We start from the raw sequence: 20,168 nt of genomic DNA on the forward strand, positions 1-20,168 counted from the left end.
CATTACCAAGCAAATTCAATTCCTATAGCAACTTGCTTCAATCTCATATTACTTAACTCTGTTGATTCCATTTACTACCATTCACTTTCTCAAAGTCTTTATTTAAACATGCCTGTTTTAGTCTCTTTGACTTTAGAAGATACTTGATATCAGAAGAATTGTCGTATGAAAGTTGAATATGAAAATAGTTAATATATTCAAGTATCGCAAATAGGTAAATAAATCCTGAAATAGACAAGCCACCTATGGGCAATGACGGATACCATTGGAGAAAGTCGATAATGAACATAAAAGGCGGGACAATCGTTAAGCCAATATTCCACTTCTGTACTTTTTTTAATCGCTGAACCATTCGAATTGGCGTTACCGATGTATTTTCACTTTTTAATCGTCTCCATTTTGAATACCAATATATACTTCCCTGCACTAAAAGAAACTCCAAAAGAAAAAATGAAAGCCAAAAAGAAGCAAGTGAATATAATTGTAATTGGGGATAAGCCTTATTAAGTAAAAAACTTACAATAATAAAACTGACTACCGCCATTGATTCACCTGTATATAAATATGAAAGCCTCTTCTCTACCTGCTTTCTCAACTGTGCATCTCCTCGCTTCAATAAATAATCTACCTCATAGCTTCCTTACCTTTTCTCCCGATTCAATGATAATATTTACGCCTGTTGAACTACCACTTTCAATGTGGTTCTCCATATTTGTTACGTCTATATTTGACTCTATTTTCACCGTTTTTCTCTCGTTTCCTTTTAACTTCACCACATAAGGGGAATTGTTATATAGAGGGAGACGTTTGCTGAATGAAAAGTATTTTGATGATTGTTATGGTTGTGACTGAAAACGAATGGAGGTTATAACAATATGAGTTCATTTATTGTGATATTCATAATCGTTTTGGCTGTTATTGCGGATTTCTTTTGGTTTGACGTTGATAAGAAAAGGTGGGGGAGGAAAAAGTCTATTCTTAATAACATCAATATTTTCATTTAACCCCTCACTATTTTCTTTATAAGAATACTGTCTAAAATAAATATTATCGTAACACATTTTGGAAATTAGAAGCTAATAATCACATAATTATTACATTACTTTGCAAAACAGTTCTTTATAGCAGTTTCACACTGTAATATCTCATGCCTTTTGGAATTCCCTTTATTTCAAAAACCCCTTTATAGATTAGACTCCTTACTCTATATTCTATAAAAGCATCACCTACCTGATTGGCTATCTGACCATACACTTCCCCGATTATTCTACTTGATTTTATAAAATCCTTTTCTCTTTGCTCGGCATGTTGTTTTTGGGCAGTGGTCACAATGAATTCATCAAAGTAATCTTCATTGACCGTTTTGATTTTGTTATTTTCCCAAATTCGCACTACTCCTTTTGTTTTCGATAGAGTAATCCATTCTTCTTCAAATCGCGTTCTTTCCTCAGCAGTTAAAAGCTTTGTTAATTTCTTTTGATAGATTGTGTTTAATTTCTCAGGTTGAACTTCGCCAGTGTGTATATTTAAACACTGCCACTCAGGTGTATTAAATAATTCCTGAAAGGCAATTGTTGTATTTATAAGGAGAACATCATTCGCTTTTTCTTTTAGCCAATATAAAAGATACCGTAATCCCGTTTGTTCATTTGCATTTTCAGCTGTCCATATAACAATTGGGATGTCTTCTTTCAAGCAATCAATATCTGCAAGAGTTTTTAAAAATTTGCTTTCCTGCTCTTTTTCAAAAAAGGCATTTGGAGAATTCAGATGATCCTTCAACCATTTATATCTTCGCCTACGCCCATCTTCTTTATGAAGTTCCCAAATAGGCCCAACAGCAAAGAAATCAGGGAAGCCAATCACCCTATTCTCACTTCCTAAACCTACACGTAAAGAACCCGCAGGAGATTCTCCACAAACAATATGTACAGTTTCATATGGTCTTTCGAAGTGCTTCTTGGCTTCACTACCACTTAATTTTTCAGTTGATTTATGTATCTCTTTCATTACTGACCACGCTCCACACTATTCAATTGTTTTATTACGTCTCTTGAATATGAAAATTAATCCAATACCAAAGACTACAATCACCGCAACCCATATATATAATTGATTTCCTGCGTGCTTACCAGATAAATCAACTTCTTCAATCGGAGGCTGTCCTTTACCAAGTATCGCCAAATCTTCCTGTGAAGAACTCAATTCATTGGTTCGATCACAAATGATTGATACGAGTGATTTTGCTCCGTACATAGTTGATTCGTTAGCATAAACCAAATATTCTTCTCCCTCTTTAAAATTAAATCCACAGTCTCCACCACCCTGACCAGTGGTAATGATAATTTGTGATTGCTCAACACCCTTCCAAGTGTTCGTTACTTCAAAGAGGACTGATTTAGAAGTATATCCTTTTAAACTTCGCTTCTCTCTTATATCAACAACTTTCCCACTGAACACTGCTTTCGAACGTTCAAATTCCTCCTCTACACTTGGTAATTCTGTACACGAACAAGCACTTGTAATCGAAGGAAAAGAGCCTATTATTAATATATCAATGAAAATGAAAGCGAGAATTGTAATTACCTTCTTCAAAAAATCACCTCAATTTCTCCTATAATCATAAGTATCATTTGGAACATCGAGTTCAACATTATTAACGATGACAGTATCATTATCTAACCATTTTATCGAAGCTGTTTCTACTCTGTATTGCCAGTAGATATTTTTCGGTTTATCGTTATTGAAATTTAGCTCTCCACGAACAGCATATGAAGTTGTAGCTCCACCGTTTGTCACATATGCCTTTACTGTAAACCGACCATCTGTGATGTTGCTTCTTTAATATATTCACCATCTGGAGGTTTCCCATATCGAAAAATCCACAAAAAATGACTGTTTTTTTGGAAGTTTAAAAATATATTTGCTTATTTAGAGAGAAGAACGTGAAAAGATTGATGGACATTGGATCTATGAAAAAGCCCCCGAACTCGCAAAAGATTTTTTTCACGAAATCAGGGTCGGATTAGCAAATGTTTATTTTGAGGTTACAGCTTTAAAACCCTATGAGAGACACACTCCACATAGTTTGGATAGTAATGGCAGATATTTATAGATGTAGTAGTGTTTACTTTAACCTAGTTATTTCTTACTTCCATATTTTCAAAGTCAATGATTAATTTATTTATGAGAAAAAAATCACTACCTATGATCCCGTCAAATCCATGCATCTCCCTAACATCACCGAGCTGAATAATGAAATCATTAAGTTGGAACTCATCTATATTCATAACGCTTACTTTTTGTTCAATGCAAATTTCAGTACCGCCAATTCCGTACATCTTTCGTGTTATCGCATTTTCTAGATCGAGCAATATTCCGATTTCCTCGCATAAATCCGTATCAAAGATAGTTGAAGAACAGCCAGTATCAAGCAGTACGTTACTAAACGTCTTTTTCTTAGCGTTGTATTCAATCTCAACCGAAACTAGAGGTAAATGATCAACCATTTTAAATTTCATACTCTTCTTCGCACTCCTATATATGGCTGCTCAATTACCTTAGTTTCCTCATTATTTGTGTGAAAGATATATAATTCACGATTTTGATTTTCTGCATGTAATTTTTTATACACTTTCCATGCGGCGTTCCCATTTTCAAAGTCATCAATCACAGACATTTCTTCAATGACTCTTTCTTTTCCTCTTGTTTCCGATTTTAATGCTTCTACTAAGACACAACGTTCTGGAAAATGATGACGTACTTCAGACCATTTCATTCACATGCGCCTCCAGTTCATTAATTAATTTCTTTTTATTATATCATGTTTATTATGTAAAAAATTTGAAACCTTCTATTGAAATTATCTTAAAAAAACAACTATTTTTTCACACTTTTGGGCATTAAAAAATATATTTGCTTATTTGGAGAGAAGAACAAAAAAGACTAGAAGTGCAAGGAATAGAACCGGAAAAGACCCCGAAATCGCAAAAGTAGTTTTTTAACGGATTCAGAGTCGGATTAGCAAATATTTATTTTGGAATTACACTTTCTGTACAGTTAAAAAATAAACTTCCGATTTTCCCCTGCTTAAACCCGCATTCCACCATTCGCTGTCATAATAAAGTTTTCCGAAATCACCCGCTTCTCCCGCTCTTTTTTCACGTTTTTTTTCACATTTTTTATCGAGTTAAAATAAAGTTTTCCGATTACAAAAAAAGAAGAAAGGCAGACCCCCCAAGGGGTTTCCCTGTCTTTTTTACGAAATCTTTTTTTCACTTGAATGAGAAATCGGAAATGTTTATTGTAGCGGGTTAGTGAATTTATTGGTTAGTTACATTTCAAAACCATCTGCGAAACACACTCCACATGCGTAGAGTGCTATCTGTAGACATTGTTTAACAAGAGTAGTGGAATTCACCTTTTAACCTATTTATTTATTCGTATTGTACTTTTAACCTATAGTAAGTAAAAATAACACTGGTATAATATTGCATCATCCAATCATACCAGACCGATTTATTGTACTCAGTAAGTTGCTTTTTGTCATTATGACGTATATTAAAACCATTCACGATTCCAAAAATGATTTTATCATGGTCGTTCTTACTTATGTCATATTCCTTGTTTAAGAGGCTTTTTAAATCATCCCGTAGCGGTTCCAAAATATCAGCTAATATATTTATCGCTTTCTTTTTTAATTCTTCATTAGAATCAAATCTATAATACATTTTCACTGCTGTTTTCAATTGTTCAATGACATCATTGTCCATTGAATCAGGAATAGTCTCATTCATTAATGCATTTACTGCCTCATTTGGTTCCTCCATAATAAAGCCATGTTTTTCATTCAAATAAAATCCATTCTTATACCGCTTCAACAAATTATTTATGTGCATAGCAAATTCCTGTTTATATTTCTCTTCAATGAACGTGCCTTCACTATAATTGTAAGAACAAATGTGGTTATACAATATTTCAATAACTGTAAAAAGTTCTTCCTCACTATATGACTCGTAGTATTCCCAAAATGGATATATTTCATCTTTATTCAGATGATTAAGGAAGAAAATTTCTGGTGACGGTGACATTGTTGGAGGATGCAACTGATAATCCTCTTTATATCTCTCTGATTGCCATACGCCATTAAAAGCTACATCAAAAAGTTTCCTGTCGTTAAAATACCTATATACTTGAATAAAATAGTTTTTCAAATCATCAAGGTCGATTTTAAAGTCCTTGTTCAGCAAATTATTTCTTTCTGCATAATATCTCATTCAAACACCTCTTTCATAAATCCTCATTGCAATTTAGTATCCAATTTCATTAAAAATATTGCAAATGATTATTCGATATTTGACTAAGTCTCCAGTTCAAACACAATATTTCATATTCTTCAAAATAGAAGGAATAAAGATACCTCTATGAAACGGTGTACCCATGACAAAGACACCTTCATTACAATAAGTAGCAAAGAACGTGTAAAAATTGTCAATGACCTTCTACAAAAAGGAGGAAAAAACCTACAGCAAGTACCAAAAATTCTTGAAATCAATTTATTCTACCTTTACAAAACTGATGCAAGAAGACGACTATGTGTATATCAGCGGTTGTCAAGGTATTGCAAACTCATTCAAGATGATAACTTGATTATTGAACCGTCCTCCCCAACCGATTATCTATTAGAAGAAAAGAAGAGACGAGTGTGTTTTCTCGTCTTGTTCTTATTTGTTATCCAAATATTCTTCAAATGCACTTAACCAGAGTGAAATGTGGTTGGAATCATCACTCAAAGGATTATCGATTAGTTTGGAATCAAGTAATAATCTGTTAGCGTTTGCACTTTGTAACCACTCTAAAATAAACTCCTCTTTATCCTCAATTTGTTCAATGTTATTAAGAAAATTCGTTTTTTCCTTAAAACATTTTATACGATGCTGTTTCGAGGTAGTAACGTTATTTAAACTTTCACGCCAATTCGGTACATTATTTGCGGAACCACCACTTTTTAGTTCAGAATATAAATCTGTACAGACATCGGTTATATCATCCTTGATTAACCTTAACAATCTAACATCTTTTACCTTGGTTAAGTCTCTATTTGAATATAAATCTGAAATTAAATTAAAAGAATAAAAACGTGGATATGATCTTCCTCCTGAAGCATCAATAAAATCATTTAAACACATTCTTTTTTCTTTATTTGAGTATCCCCCACCAAAGGCGGTTGCACCAGCACCTAAACAAGCAAAACCGAGTGAGTCTACAAAGTTTGTAACCACTACTTTTTCATTTTGTGTCATAAAGTTGCAAAGATACAGTAAACTTTCTACGACATATTTATCGTCTATTTTTAAAGTAGCATCATTTGTCTGAATTGGAACCACATATATTCCATCCAATTCAGTTCTAACCGATAAGTTATCCAACATCGTTTGAAATAACTTATTTTCTAAAGGGGCTTCATAAAAGAAAAGATTATCTAAAAATGCAATGGTTATTAAAATTGGCTTATCGTAATCACTTTGGAGGTTCTCTACCACATCAATCCATTTTAACTGCTGAGCGAATTCATCTTCTGGGTTTTCAATTATTGGAATTGGTGCAATCAAATGTGTAACCCCAATAGACATTTGAAAATCAAGACAATCCTTAATACACTTAGTAATTTGCTCTTCATCTGAAGGTATATTGTTATCCCATTGTACGTTCTCTTTATGTTCCTGGAACCAAGCCGTAGGTGTATATTCACCACTATTAAATTCTACACTGCTACCTCCAAACCAAGGATAGGTTGACAACCTTTCACATGTTTTTCTACACTGGTCTAAATCCAATGTTTTAAGGTAAAATTGTGGATCAAAAAGTTTCCATTTTGCAGCCTCAATTTGATCTCTTCTATTTGCTTGTTCAATATGTACCCCACTCGCATTAATAATTACACCCTCAACAATGTCGTGATTACTCCACTGATAACCCAAGTTTAATAGATACATTTATAAATCCTCCTTTAAGAAATCAATAACTCTTTTACCTGATACGGGTCTTTTTAAAGGATTTGGTTCCATTAACCAATGAATTGATTTTGATAGCTTTTCATCAACTTCTATTAAATCTTTAATCGGTGTTACCTGTAATTGACCATGAAAAATTAAATCCTGATTTCTATGATAAGGATGAATACCAGTTAGAGCTTCATAAGCAAGGACACCGAGTGAAAACATATCAGCACGAAGAGTAAGGTTACGTCTTCCTCTTACTTGTTCAGGTGCAATATAACCCCAAGTTCCATAGATAACTTGTCCCATAGTAATCGTCTCATTATCAAGATGCTTCGCAAAACCTAAATCGATTAAAATAAAGTCACCAGTTGACAAATATAAAATATTTGCAGGTTTCAAATCACTATGTACCACTCTTAACTTCCACAAATCATCAATTGCAAACAAGATATCAATTAGCAGTTTTCTTGTCTCTCCTGGTGTTAACTTCCTCGTATTTAATACTTCCTTCAAATCCGAACCTTCCATATATCTTGTTGTAACAAAATAACAATTAGTATCTCTCAATCTTACATACCCATGTTCTACAACATTTGCAAGATTAGGAGAATCAACTTTTTCAAGTTTACTAACTTCTAATTCTGCTCTTTTAATTAATTGATTAGGAGAGTATAACTTAACCGCAATTTCTTCATCACTTCTTAAATCTATTCCTCTAAACACACTACCTTGTCCACCGCCACCCAGTAAATCGAATATTCTATATTGACTAAAGGAACAATCAACTTCTTCTAATGTCAAAATCGGTTCAAAAGGATTAGCCATATAATTTGCCTCCAAATATTCATACTAACTTCCATTTACTTTTGTTACATATAAGATCTCTACAAACTAATATCCTTTGTAAAGCAAAGTCTCCTGGGATAGTGTTTTTGTTAATTTTTGGTTTATAGACCAATTTTACCATATTTTCCTTACCAACTGACAGTATCCCAATATTTCTTCCAACAAACTGACTAATAATTTTTTCAGAACAAATTGTTTCATCAATTGCTACATATGAATAATCAGCAAAAGCAAAGTTATCTATTGCTTGGTTAAGGACAGTTTTCCAATCGGACAATTTTGCCTCTATAGCAATCATATTTTCCACTTTTATTTCTGCCCATTCGGTTGTTCTATATCGGTATTTTGAAAATCTTGATATAAGGTTATTTTCCAAAAATTTGTTTAGATACTTTTCCTTGATGGAATTACTATCCATCCTCAATTTCTTAATTAGATAATGAATACTAACCTGTTTTTTTATGTAAATATCCGCAAGTACGTCTAATTCTGCCATGGTTAATTTGTTAAAAGATGTTTTGTATGCTTGTAGTCGGTTTTCCTCTGGATAACTTACCTTTGCAAGAACAATATCGACAATTCGGTGATTAACAGGTAATTCTTCAGCAATTGCCTCACATTTAAACTTATTGACTACATATTTTTCAATGACAGGTATCATTTCTTTTTCAAGGTTATAGTTCATATAATCAGTCCCACTTATTATTCATTTCATAATTTGTAATATAGATTAATTAATTTGAATTGTCATTATCTCCTTCTCAGAGAAAAATCTCATTTTTCTTCGATAACCAGTTTCTCCAATTTGTTATTGATTAGAATTTTAATTTTGTAAAAATTAATTTACTAAATAGTGAATAGAAACTATATTGAATGGGTAATACTAAAAATTTCCTGTTATAATCGTGTGTTTGTTGCAAATAACTACCTTCGTAATCAAAAAACGGAGGTAGTTTTCAGAATGAAAAAAAGTAATAAAGAATATATGTTTCAAATGTGGGATGAACAAAAAAACAAGCAGTTTTTAAAGCTGGAGTTTAGTGATATAAGCACTAAGGATAATAATACATTAGCATTTTGGATTTGTAATTTCGAGGGTAGATTATGTAGTTATAGAAAAACTCCCAATCAAGTATACCAAGCACTTTATAAAGGCTCTCCAGTATGTAATGTTTGTCATGAACTTCCATTTAAAAGAAGTGTTATGTATAAGACTCCTTTCAGAGTTGTGGAATACTGGGATTACAGAAAGAATGCTGAAAAAAATGTGCATCCCGAATATACTCCTATGTATTCTAATAAAGTAGTTAATGTTCATTGTGAAGAACATAACTGGGAAGGAACACAAATATGTGCAGACTTAGTCGATCATATTCCATGTCCTTATTGTAACGGGAAATCTGCAACACCCGATTACAATTTACAGGTTTTGTTTCCTAAGATTGCTAAAACTTTACATCCTGAATACAATGCAACTGAAATTTTACCTTATTCTTCTGTGGAATATCAATGGTGGTGCGATGAATGTGATGATTACTATTTTAAATCGGTAAGCTGTAGAACAGAACAAAACCAGGGATGCCCTAACCATACTAATAACTCATTTACGGAACAGCTACTTGGTATGGCGCTTAACCACCTTATTGGTGGATTTGAAAAATATAATCTAAAAACTGTTCGTTGGAAGTCAAATGGTAATCCAGTTGAAATCGATCTATTTCAACATACGTTAAAGGTTGGTATTGAATTTGACGGTAAACAGCATGAACAAAGAAAGCTCTCTGACGTGGAAAAGAATAAGATGTTGGCTAATTGTGATGAAATTTCAATTTTTATTCGTATTCGTGAAGATGGGTTACCTAATTTAAGTTACTTTGAAAATCAACATGAAATAATTTGTAGCAAACATAAGTACACCTACGAATTTTTAGTTAAACCGATTCAAGAAACTTTATACATACTAAAGCAGATATATAATTTATTTATTGATTCATATACCGATAGGGAGATATATGGTCTAATTACCACGTTACTACCAAAAATATCCCGTTCTAATTATCCTTTAATCAAAACGCAATCCTTAGAATCAGTTGCCCCTGGGCTTTTGAGATATATTCCTGATAACCAAAAGTACCTTTCTTATGGATCTAACAAACCATTGGACATTTCTTGTCCTAATCCCGATTGCAAACATCTTTATTCAAGAAAGGTGAAAAATTTTGTGAAATCGAAAGGATTATGCCCCAAATGCCTATTTTATGTAAGAGATATTCTTAATCCTAATAGTCACTTGGTAAGATGGCATCCCAAAACTAACACGTTATAAACGCAGCCGTTGTTAATGTTAAAATTAACAACGGCTCTGAGTCTTATTATAAAAAATAATAACCTAAAAGTCCCTTATTCTTATTCCTCAATTTATTTCTTCCTCTCTTTCAAGCAGAATTAAATCAACCATTGTTTTCAGTTCGACATTGTATGCACTTGCCAAAGCATTTACAACCATAATCGTTGGATTTTTCCTTTCTCCTCTTTCAAGTCTGTTTAAATAACTTGCTGTGATACCTGTTTCCTTTTCTAAATCACAAAGACTCCAGCTTTTTTTCAATCTTAATTTTAGAATAAATGCTCCAAAAATTGTCTTTTGATCCGATATTGTACCCATATTTTTCTCCTTCTAAGTTGTTTTTTTAAAACGCCTGATGTATATAAGCATCTATATATAGTAGTTATTTAGCTTTGAAATATTCAGAGTTTCATAAGCATTTTTGTTGAAATAACGGCATGAAATAAACCGTTCTTGTATAGGATTTGATAGCTATAAAATATTACAAATAGAAAGGGGTTTTGAAATGAATAAAGATCAATTTATTACGCTATCACCTACAAAAAAGGTAGAAGAAGTTAATAACTTGCTAAAGAGTCATACACTAAAGGAAATCGCAAGTATGTTAAACTTTGCGTATTCAACCTTTACAACAGACATGAGGAACAACGGTGAGTTTCAATACAACAAAAAGAATAAGCAATACGTCAAAGCGGTTACCTTAGAAGAAATAAGTGGAAAGGATAGTGATTCACTTTCCTTTATTACCGAGAACAGGCAAATCTTTAAGAGATTGATTGAAATGTATCAATCAAATAATTTACTTCTACTTAACGAAAGAGTATATAGTAAAACAGCAACTTTCGAGAACAAAAGCATTAAAATGAACAAGGACATCTACAGTGACTTTAGTAAATTTTGTGATGGAAATTACCCACACTTAAAATTGCAAGATTTAATCGCACAAGCATTGTTGGATTTCATGGAACACTATAAACGATAATGCAAAAAAGAGCCAAACGGCTCTTTTTTTTGTCTTTCTTAGATTATATTTGTAATTAACGATTGAAAAAACGATTTTGTTGAATAGTCCTTTTTTATGACCTGATTTTCATAAAAATTAATCAGATTAATTAGGGTTTTTACTTTTTCCATTATTCTTATCTGCTCTTCAAGTGGTGGAAGTGGAATAATGAATTTTTCTAATTTAGCCATACTCAGCCCTTCTCTTGAAGCACCTACCTGTACCCGCATCACTTCGCTTTGGAAGTATGGTGAGGTAATACAAGTATGGATATAGTGTCTGGTATTCTCCTCTACTAACCTAATAATTGCCACATGTTGGTTGACATTTGCTGTATCAAAGTTATCAGGTACAAGAGAACTTCTACCAATAGAAGCACCTGTGATGTTCAGTAGTATATCCTTTGGTTGTACAGCACTTCCACTCATGCTTTCATGTGTTTCTGGAGTTATATGGGCTATACCTTCCAGTAATAAACCATCATTCCATACATTCTGTGAACGAATAAATTTAACTCCCTTTTGAACATAACCCTTTTGACCACCAGAAGGCGTTTTACCCGCTCCCAGTTTAGTAGTTATATCTCCCAATCTTACCCATTCCCATCCTTGTGGAAGTTTGAATGGAATGTCTTCATCCCTTATCGTAGGTAGTTGTTTTTCTTTTTTGATTTTTTTCTCTGCTAACAGTCTGTCCTTTTCTTCTTTTATCTTTTCTACTAACATAGAAGCAGGTCTATTATTCACATCTTGCTCTACCAATTTCCCTTGGACAGCAAGAGTTAAGATTGCGTTACGTAGTTGATCTATACTTTCTTTATCGTTACAAAGGTGTTCAATATTCTTCACTGCAAAAAGTAAGTCATTCATTTGTTCAGGGTTGATGTGATTCTGTATTCTTGTGAAGACACTTTTGTTTAACAATGCCGATGTCGTTTGCTTTTTAACGAGATTGACAACTAATTGGTCACATTGTTCAAACAGTTCATTAACCTTATTAAAAATTCTTTTTTGTTCGTTTATTGGAGGCAAAGGCATAACCAAATTTGCAAGTGAGACTGCATTTACGTTAGGTTGTCCAGTTCCTTGTGACTTACTTGCAATTTGGTTCCAATATAAATCGGATTCAAGAAATAGCTTTATATATTTAGGAAAATTCTCTTCAAATAGCACAACTCTTATTAGATATGATGCGAAAACTGCTGTCTGCTCAATGTTTTCAACTATAAACGATTTGCCAATTGTACCACCTGTTCTGGCAATCAATATATCATTATTTGAAAGAACTAAATCGCTTAATTTCTTTTCATCTATACCACAGTACGGAACATTCCCCCATATTACTCTACTGTCTTGAATATCAGTGATTCGTACAAATTTAACACCTGTATTTTCTGTAGTAGCCGAAGCTGTATGTCCATAGTGAATATTTTTTGAAATATCCCCTAACCTTATCCACTTCCAATTATTTGGGAGTTCATAAAGGGATTCTTCATCTGATAGAGGTGGTAAGGGCTTAGTCTTTTTTAATTTCTTTTCTTTAATTAAACGTTGTTTCTCTTCCGAAATCTTCTTTAAGATTTCGGATGCAGTTTCATCATGTGGATCTTGTTCAACCAATTCCCCCTGCATTGCCAATTGAAGGATGTACTTTTTTACCTTTTCAACATCCTCTGGTGTATTTACAACTTCATGAAAGTGTTCTAAAATTGCAGTCATTTACGAGAACCTTCTTTAAGAATCGCTGATAATTCATCAACCAACTGTTGCTTTGCTTCCTTTACTCTTTCAACAGATTCCAAATACTTCTGTAGAGCAACTTCTGGTTCAAGCAATTCCTCCTCTTTCGAGTGGGGGTTTTTGTTGTCAAGATTATAACTTTTATCCTTAATTTCTTCTATCGTAACTTTCCATGCATATTCATTTTCTTCCCGATTGTTCCACCATGCTTTCTCTCGGTCAAATTCTTCAATTCGGATTGGTCTGGTTTTCGAATACGATTTTTGCCCTTCTGGATAAGGGTGTTCATAATACCAAATTTCCTTTGTAGGCTCCCCCTTTGTAAAGAATAAGAGGTTAGTACGAATGCTTGTATACGGTGCAAAAACCCCATTAGGAAGCCTTACAATGGTGTGTAAATTACATTCTTCAAGCAGTTTTTCTTTAATTCTTGTCTTAACACCCTCACCAAATAGAAATCCGTCTGGAAGTACAACAGCACCCCTTCCACCATCTTTTAACAAAGTCATGATTAGTACCATGAACAAATCAGCAGTTTCCTTTGTTCTAAAGGCAGTCGGGAAGTTAGCTTGAATTCCATCCTCTTCTACACCACCAAAAGGAGGATTGGTAGTAACACAATCCACCTTATCTTTTGGGCTATAATCACGAATTGGTCGGGATAGAGAGTTATCATGGCGAATATTCGGTACATCTACATCATTTAATATTAAGTTTGTCACCGATAAAGTATGGGGTAATTGCTTTTTTTCAATACCAAATATAGAGTTTTGGACAATTTTTCTTTCCTCTGGATTGTTCGCTTGTTTCATCAAATGTTCGATAGCACTTTTAAGAAATCCACCTGTTCCCGTTGCAGGATCAAGCACTTTTTCTCCCAACTGAGGGTTTACCATATCAACCATGAATTGTGTCACTGCTCTTGGTGTGTAAAACTCACCTGCATTTCCTGCTGATTGAAGATCTTTTAAAAATGACTCGTAAAAATCATTAAAAAGATGGCGGTCTTCTGAACTGTTAAAGTCTATCTCATTGATTTTATTGATGATTTGACGCATAAGTGTGCCACTTTTCATATAATTAAAGCTGTCTCGAAACACTTCTTTGACAATATGACCTCTTGTGCCTGATTCTACATCAGGTAGTTCCTTTAACGTAGGGAACAATTCATTGTTTACAAAGTCTAACAATTCATCTCCAGTCATTCCCTCTTCGTTAGCGGCCCAATTTTCCCAACAGAGATTTTCTGGTATAGGAGACTGGTAATCATCTTCTAATATCTCTAATTCTGCTTCTTTATCTGCAAAGATTTTCAAAAAAATCATCCAAACCAGTTGGGCAATACGCTGTGCGTCACCGTCTACGCCTACATCCTGACGCATAATATCTTGGATGGATTTAATTGTGTTTGATATTGACATGTTGCAATTCCTCCATTATGAAATTCTAATTAAGCTGTCATATAAATTTGCTGTTCTAATTCCTGAACTGCTTGTAAATATTGTTTCTTTCCGCCAAACGATTTGATGATTTCCATTAAGGAACCATGTTCATCAAACGGTCGTAGTTTTAACACTTCAATACTTTCAATATGTTCAATACCTTCATCAGCGTATTTTTCCAGTAAAGCCTCTAACACTGCCCTTGCTGTTTCACTATATTTTGCAAAGTAATCACGTTTTTTAACGTTATTTGCTCGCTCCTTACGAGTTAGCGGTTTTTGTTCAAACGCTACATGGCATATAAGATCAAATGGATCATAGTTTTTTCCTACTTCTTCTTGAAGCTCGTCTAATAATACACCCTGTTCTAATAACTCTTCAATGATTGCATCCTTTTTATCTGCTTTACTCCAAGATTGGATAAAGTCATCAAGTGTACGGAATTCTTTTTGAACGGTCTTTTTCGTATAATCTGTTAGTGATTCAGTAATCAATTCACCATTATCACCATAATATTGGACTCTTTCATTAATCACTTGAACGGGTACGCTGTTCACATAATAAGTACGAGGTTTTTCCCAACCATCACCATATATATCCTCACCAACCCCACCCCCATTACCGCTGCCTCCAAATGATGGGGGATTATCAATAGGTTCGTCAATACCTTCATCTTCATCTATATCAGGAGGAACAAGGTCATCTCCATCTTTTGGGACATAGATTTGAACAGGATCACCGTCAAAATCTTTGTCCGCAAACAAGTTGGTTACATTACGAAAATCCATGATGGTGAAAGAAAATTTTCCATATTCTACGTTTACCCTTGTACCCCTTCCAATTATTTGCTTAAACTCGGTCATCGAATTGATGTTACTATCAAGTACAATCAATTTACATGTTTGAGCATCAACACCTGTTGTCATCAACTTTGATGTGACAGCTATCACAGGATATTTGCTACTTGGATCAATAAAATTATCAAGTTCAGCTTTTCCTTCGTCATTATCCCCTGTGATTTGCATAATGTATTTATGACTTTCTTTCACTAAATCCTGGTTTTCATTCACAAGTGCTTCCCGCATTCGTTCAGTATGTTTAATATTGACACAAAAGACAATTGTTTTTTGAAAACGATCAGTCTTCTTCAAATATTCGGTCACTTTCTTAGCCACCTGTACAGTGCGTTGTTCAAGTACCAGATTACGGTCAAAGTCTTTTGCATTATAAATTCGGTCTTCAATTTCATTTCCGTGTTTATCACGTTGTCCTTTGGTTGGTCGCCATCCATCGACATCCCGATCTATGGTGTAGCGAATTACCCGATAAGGGGCAAGAAACCCATCATCAATGCCTTGCTTCAAGCTATATGTGTAAATAGGTTCGCCAAAATAATCAATGTTAGAAACTTCCTTAGTTTCCCTTGGTGTAGCTGTAAGGCCAATTTGAGTAGCTGAACTGAAATATTCAAGAATATCACGCCATGCACTGTCTTCCTTTGCACTACCTCGATGTGCTTCATCTATTACGATAAGGTCGAAAAAATCAGGTGAAAACTCCTTATAAATGTTTTTCATATCATCAGTACCCGTCACCGCTTGATACAAGGCAAGGTAAATTTCATAAGATTTATCGACTTTGCGGTTTTTTATCTTGGTCATTTTATCACCAAAGTGCTTGAAATCATTTGCCATTGTTTGATCTACCAATATGTTACGATCAGCGAGGAAAAGAATACGCTTCTTCATTCGAGACTTCCAAAGTCTCCATATGATTTGGAAAGCGATGAAAGTCTTTCCTGTCCCTGTAGCCGATACAAGTAACGCTCGATCTTGCCCTTTTGCAATCGCCTCAACAGTTCTATTAATTGAGATTCGTTGATAATAGCGTGGTGTTTTCCCACTACCATCACTGTAATACTCTTGTGTGATAACTTGTTCAGCATTTTCATCTATCCCTTTCCACTGTTTGTACATATTCCATAACATCTCAGGTGAAGGGAACTGTTCTAATTTTAGCTCTTTTTCCATTTGGTTGCTTAGTCCTGTACGATCATGGAATAAAAAGCCTTTCCCATTGCTACTGAAAACAAAGGGGATATCCAATGCTTCCGCATATTCCAAACCCTGTTGCATTCCGCTGCCAACGGAAGACTCCCCATCTTTTGCTTCAATAATGGCAAGCGGAAGGTTCGGTTTATGAAAAAGAATGTAATCTGCACGTTTACTTTTCCTTCTAACGTGCCTCTTTCCTTTGACAACAATACGACCTGCCGTAAAGGTAACTTCTTCTCTTATCTGCTTATGTAAATCCCACCCTGCATTTATCAGAGCGGGGGTAATAAATTTAGTACAAATATCACGTTCTGAAAGTTTTTTCGCCAACCCTACCCCTCCAAACCAATATTCCTTCTTAATCATTATTGTAGCAAATATTTGGGAATGAATGTGTTAATTAGTAGGAAAGAAGGGGGGTTTTTTGCCTATTGTCAAATAGTAAAGGGGTTTCTCATAAATGAAGGGAAATCTTTTCTGTCTCTTGGAATTAGGATTGGATTGATATTGAGGTGTTTTAATTGATTGAGGAATTTGTTGAAGTAGTAACCTGTGTACTTCTCTTTTGCCTTTTCAATGCCATAACGTGAAACATAGCGAAGGAATTCGAGCAGTTTTTCTTGTTCTTTTACTTTCAGACTGCTTCCATTGATAATCTTTCTTGCACTTGAAATTTTAAAATAATCACCACTGTGAACTAATGTTCCGAGGTACTGCTTCATGTACTTAACGTACAATTCTTGTTTAAAATATTCTTCTAACCATTTTTCTTTTCCTTGTCTATATTTCATATATTTCAAATGGCGATTTTCTAATCGTACTTCAAATCGAAGAATGCCCTTCTCATAATCTTCTATCTCCCTTCCCATTATATGAACATGCACCTCCTTATCATAACAAGTTCCCTGAATGCTTTTGGAATTAAAGTAGATAGTTGTACCATATTGATCATATCGCTTTTGATGTCGATGCTTTACCGCTGTCTTTTTATACAGGTACAATATCGCTTTACGGTGGTTTTCGGGTATCCGTACATCCAATCGATAATCGATTCGGATTAGAACAACTCTATTATAATACTCTTGATCCAGGAATAAATAAAATATGAAGCCTTTTAGCTTTTCGTCTGCTTCTAAATAGTCTGATTCTCTAATGTTTGGCTTACCTAATAACTTAATAAAATCAATAATGAAGTGAAGTCTTGTCCCATATTTTTTTGTTACCCAAGTTTTAAATCCATCTGCATATTCATCAGCTTTACTGCCAATGTCCTCATATGATACTCCTAAATGATTTTCGAGAATATGCAACTCCTCTCTCGTTAAATCTAAATAAAAGTGTGCTGTATGAAGCAAGCTATTTTCCTCCTTTTAGTTCTGATGTTAAAGGTTACGGGAAGTAAACGAGATGATCTTTCATATCAGTAAACTCCTTGATTCATAAGGTTTCTTGTATAAGAAGGAGCCACCGACGTATATGTTTTTTTCCCGAACCACCCATATTTATTTTTCCTTACAACCGCAGTTTCAGCGATTTAATAATGCTATTGTAAAGGTAAGTCAAGGATTCTACTATTCGCTTTTGGTTCTATATTGTTTTAGTAGCTTTACAACGCATTTACTACTATATAGAGATTTATAAATTAAAGACAAGTTAGCCTTATGCTATCTTGTCTATTTTTCTCTGTAAAAAAAGGGGTTAGAACCATAGTTATATAACACAAATACCTGTAATATAAAAGGTTCGACACATGAGCTATTGAAAATGTTCTCAACACCAATATAATAAATATAAGAGTTGCAACAGACTCTACCTCTTAATCATTCTTTATTACTAAAAATCTATCATTAGGAGATCTTTAATTGAAAAACCGCAAACAGACTTTAAACAATAATGAAAATCATTTAAAGGAGGAGAAGAAAATGAAATGTGCGGTTTATGTACGAACAAATTGCAATCAGGATAATCAGCAAACATTGGAAGATCAAATTAATCATTGTAGGGCGTTTATTAAAAGTCATGGTTTGTTATTACAGTCTGTTTACCAGGATGTAGGAAGCGGTAATTCGATTGATCTACCAGGTCTACAACAACTACTAAAAGATGCTTCAGAAAAGAAGTTTGACTTGGTGGTTGTAAAAACTGTATCAAGATTTTCAAGGAAGTTGAATCTTATTAACGATGTTTTTGATACTCTTTATTCAAGTAGAGTTGAAGTATTGTCTATTGACGAAAACCCATTTCTACAATCCCTCTCTTAATCCCCCATAGTCACTCATATGCTTCTAAACATTCACCCTCAGTTTCCCATAATAAATTTACCAACTATCCAAAACAAAAAAGCAATAATACCTTTAAATACTAATAAATCACAAAGGAGGATTTCCCCAATGAAAATCGAAAGAATCTTCAACAATGAATCTACCATTACCCTCGAAAGCATTTTAAAGTCCATCCTTAATGAAAAAGTTGACACATTAATTTCCAAATCCTATGCTAATAACAAGGTGAATTCCACTGACTCTGCTACGGAAGGAGAGTTAGTGGCATGAAATGTGCAGTTTATATACGTGTATCAACAAATAAGGCAGAACAAAAACAATCTTTGACTAATCAAAAAGAACTATTCATGAACCTGCTATCAGAAAAGGGTTGGGATCTTTATGATATCTATTTAGATATTCAATCAGGCACAAAGACCAAAAAACGCCCTGAACTGAAACGCATGATAACTGATGCTAAGGAGAAGAAGTTCGATATAATCTTAGCAAAAGAATTGTCACGTTTAGCAAGAAATGGACAACTTTCATACGAAATCAAAAATCTCGCAGAAGTTCGAGACATCCACATTCTAACTTTAGATGGTGCAATCGATACACTTTCAGGCAATACTCAAATGTTTGGATTATACGCTTGGATGTATGAACAAGAATCCCAAAGAACAAGTGAGCGTGTAAAAACCGCCCTTAATACCAAAATTAAAAATGCTGAGTTTAATGGCTCTATACCGCCTTACGGTTATTATATCGAGAACAAAAAACTCAAAGTAAAAAAGGATTATACTTCTGATATAGTACGTAGAATCTATAACTCATACCTCTCTGGAAAGGGATATGACAGTATAGCAAGAGAGCTAATCGAGGAAAAAATCCCAACCCCTTCACAAGTTGCAGGGAAAAGTAATGCGGGTTTAGTATGGCATGGTTCATCTGTAAGAAAGATATTAGAAAATCCTCATTATATTGGGGATCTTGTCCAGCACAGGGAAACAACTGTTAATGTAACAACCGACCAACGTAAACAAATAGATCCTTCAAACTATGTAATTATCAATGACTCTCACGAAGCAATAATTTCTAAAGAAGATTTTAAAGTTGTGCAACAACTCATAAAAGAACGAAAACGAAAACGCCCTTACGCTAAAAAGCATTTATTTACCAATGTCTCCTTCTGTGCATGTTGTGGTAAAAGTATGCATTTCAAGTCAAACCGTAAAGGTTATATTTGCGGAACATATAATAAACATGGATACACTCAATGCTCTGATCATCATATTAAGGAAGAGGATTTGGTTGAAGCCATTACACAAGATATCCGTAACATGTTTTCATCGCTGAATTCAAACTCTTTTCAAAAAGAAATTGAAAAGAAAATCTCTAAGATCTTTCAACGTGACCAAAAGAGGTTCTTAAAAATTGATGATGAAATCGAAAGACTTAAACAGGATAAAGTGAAT

General features: G+C 34.0%; 19 protein-coding genes and 1 pseudogene. 5 read left to right on the forward strand and 15 right to left on the reverse strand.

Annotated elements, in window-relative coordinates:
* Positions 1 to 52: 52 nt before the first annotated feature.
* From ACTYBU_RS11420 to ACTYBU_RS11465, 10 genes are all read right to left on the reverse strand, one after another.
* Positions 53 to 544: a general stress protein gene (locus ACTYBU_RS11420; protein WP_445490080.1), complete on the reverse strand. Its 492-nt coding sequence runs from the start codon at positions 542 to 544 to the stop codon at positions 53 to 55.
* Between the two features lie 575 nt (positions 545 to 1,119).
* A complete protein-coding gene (locus tag ACTYBU_RS11425) occupies positions 1,120 to 2,010 on the reverse strand; it encodes a DUF1835 domain-containing protein (protein WP_445489822.1) in 891 nt (296 codons plus the stop codon).
* An 18-nt stretch (positions 2,011 to 2,028) separates the two neighbouring features.
* Positions 2,029 to 2,595 (reverse strand): hypothetical protein, encoded by a 567-nt coding sequence (locus tag ACTYBU_RS11430; protein WP_445489824.1) that lies wholly within the window; start codon positions 2,593 to 2,595, stop codon positions 2,029 to 2,031.
* Positions 2,596 to 2,604: 9 nt separating this feature from the next.
* Positions 2,605 to 2,799, reverse strand: coding sequence for a DUF5412 family protein (locus ACTYBU_RS11435; RefSeq protein ID WP_445489825.1), 195 nt, complete (start codon positions 2,797 to 2,799; stop codon positions 2,605 to 2,607).
* Between the two features lie 338 nt (positions 2,800 to 3,137).
* Positions 3,138 to 3,521 carry an aspartyl protease family protein gene (locus ACTYBU_RS11440; protein ID WP_445489827.1) on the reverse strand — a complete coding sequence of 128 codons (384 nt, stop codon included), beginning with the start codon at positions 3,519 to 3,521 and terminating at the stop codon, positions 3,138 to 3,140.
* Positions 3,518 to 3,778, reverse strand: coding sequence for a hypothetical protein (locus ACTYBU_RS11445; protein WP_445489828.1), 261 nt, complete (start codon positions 3,776 to 3,778; stop codon positions 3,518 to 3,520). Before ACTYBU_RS11445 ends, ACTYBU_RS11440 begins: the two co-directional genes overlap by 4 nt.
* A 658-nt stretch (positions 3,779 to 4,436) precedes the next feature.
* Positions 4,437 to 5,276, reverse strand: coding sequence for a hypothetical protein (locus ACTYBU_RS11450; protein ID WP_445489829.1), 840 nt, complete (start codon positions 5,274 to 5,276; stop codon positions 4,437 to 4,439).
* A 447-nt stretch (positions 5,277 to 5,723) separates the two neighbouring features.
* Entirely contained in the window at positions 5,724 to 6,995 is a 1,272-nt protein-coding gene (locus tag ACTYBU_RS11455; protein ID WP_445489831.1) for a hypothetical protein, read from the reverse strand.
* Complete coding sequence (locus ACTYBU_RS11460; protein WP_445489833.1) at positions 6,996 to 7,826, reverse strand: serine/threonine protein kinase; 831 nt, start codon at positions 7,824 to 7,826, stop codon at positions 6,996 to 6,998.
* A gap of 19 nt (positions 7,827 to 7,845) precedes the next feature.
* A complete protein-coding gene (locus ACTYBU_RS11465) occupies positions 7,846 to 8,532 on the reverse strand; it encodes a hypothetical protein (protein ID WP_445489835.1) in 687 nt (228 codons plus the stop codon).
* Positions 8,533 to 8,808: 276 nt separating this feature from the next.
* On the opposite strand from ACTYBU_RS11465, the gene ACTYBU_RS11470 reads away from it, so the two are divergent.
* The gene (locus ACTYBU_RS11470) at positions 8,809 to 10,173 is read left to right on the forward strand and encodes a zinc-ribbon domain-containing protein (RefSeq protein WP_445489836.1); all 1,365 of its coding nucleotides are present in this window, start codon (positions 8,809 to 8,811) and stop codon (positions 10,171 to 10,173) included.
* An 87-nt stretch (positions 10,174 to 10,260) separates the two neighbouring features.
* Here the strand turns inward: ACTYBU_RS11470 and ACTYBU_RS11475 are convergent, their stop codons facing one another.
* Complete coding sequence (locus ACTYBU_RS11475; protein WP_445489838.1) at positions 10,261 to 10,512, reverse strand: helix-turn-helix domain-containing protein; 252 nt, start codon at positions 10,510 to 10,512, stop codon at positions 10,261 to 10,263.
* Positions 10,513 to 10,699: 187 nt separating this feature from the next.
* Here ACTYBU_RS11475 and ACTYBU_RS11480 point away from each other — a divergent pair, with 187 nt between their 5' ends.
* Positions 10,700 to 11,176, forward strand: a complete 477-nt coding sequence (locus ACTYBU_RS11480; protein ID WP_445489840.1) for a hypothetical protein — start codon at positions 10,700 to 10,702, stop codon at positions 11,174 to 11,176.
* A gap of 38 nt (positions 11,177 to 11,214) precedes the next feature.
* On the opposite strand, the gene ACTYBU_RS11485 is transcribed toward ACTYBU_RS11480, so the two are convergent.
* The 4 genes from ACTYBU_RS11485 to ACTYBU_RS11500 all read right to left on the reverse strand — a co-directional run bounded on the left by ACTYBU_RS11485 (position 11,215) and on the right by ACTYBU_RS11500 (position 17,787).
* On the reverse strand, positions 11,215 to 12,915 hold the full coding sequence (locus ACTYBU_RS11485; protein ID WP_445489841.1) for a restriction endonuclease subunit S: 1,701 nt from the start codon (positions 12,913 to 12,915) through the stop codon (positions 11,215 to 11,217).
* Positions 12,912 to 14,357 carry a type I restriction-modification system subunit M gene (locus ACTYBU_RS11490; protein ID WP_445489843.1) on the reverse strand — a complete coding sequence of 482 codons (1,446 nt, stop codon included), beginning with the start codon at positions 14,355 to 14,357 and terminating at the stop codon, positions 12,912 to 12,914. Before ACTYBU_RS11490 ends, ACTYBU_RS11485 begins: the two co-directional genes overlap by 4 nt.
* 29 nt (positions 14,358 to 14,386) lie before the next feature.
* Positions 14,387 to 16,762, reverse strand: a complete 2,376-nt coding sequence (gene hsdR / locus ACTYBU_RS11495; RefSeq protein WP_445489844.1) for an EcoAI/FtnUII family type I restriction enzme subunit R — start codon at positions 16,760 to 16,762, stop codon at positions 14,387 to 14,389.
* Between the two features lie 104 nt (positions 16,763 to 16,866).
* The gene (locus ACTYBU_RS11500) at positions 16,867 to 17,787 is read right to left on the reverse strand and encodes a phage/plasmid replication domain-containing protein (protein ID WP_445489846.1); all 921 of its coding nucleotides are present in this window, start codon (positions 17,785 to 17,787) and stop codon (positions 16,867 to 16,869) included.
* A gap of 507 nt (positions 17,788 to 18,294) precedes the next feature.
* On the opposite strand from ACTYBU_RS11500, the gene ACTYBU_RS11505 reads away from it, so the two are divergent.
* The 3 genes and pseudogenes from ACTYBU_RS11505 to ACTYBU_RS11515 form a co-directional block, all read left to right on the forward strand.
* A complete protein-coding gene (locus tag ACTYBU_RS11505; protein ID WP_445489847.1) occupies positions 18,295 to 18,693 on the forward strand; it encodes a recombinase family protein in 399 nt (132 codons plus the stop codon).
* A 129-nt stretch (positions 18,694 to 18,822) separates the two neighbouring features.
* Positions 18,823 to 18,984, forward strand: a complete 162-nt coding sequence (locus tag ACTYBU_RS11510) for a hypothetical protein (protein ID WP_445489849.1) — start codon at positions 18,823 to 18,825, stop codon at positions 18,982 to 18,984.
* Positions 18,981 to 20,018 (forward strand): annotated as a pseudogene (locus ACTYBU_RS11515) (recombinase family protein); the annotation flags it as partial. The gene ACTYBU_RS11510 and the pseudogene ACTYBU_RS11515, both read left to right, overlap by 4 nt.
* Positions 20,019 to 20,168 lie beyond the last annotated feature (150 nt).

This window comes from Niallia sp. 03133 (assembly GCF_052663225.1).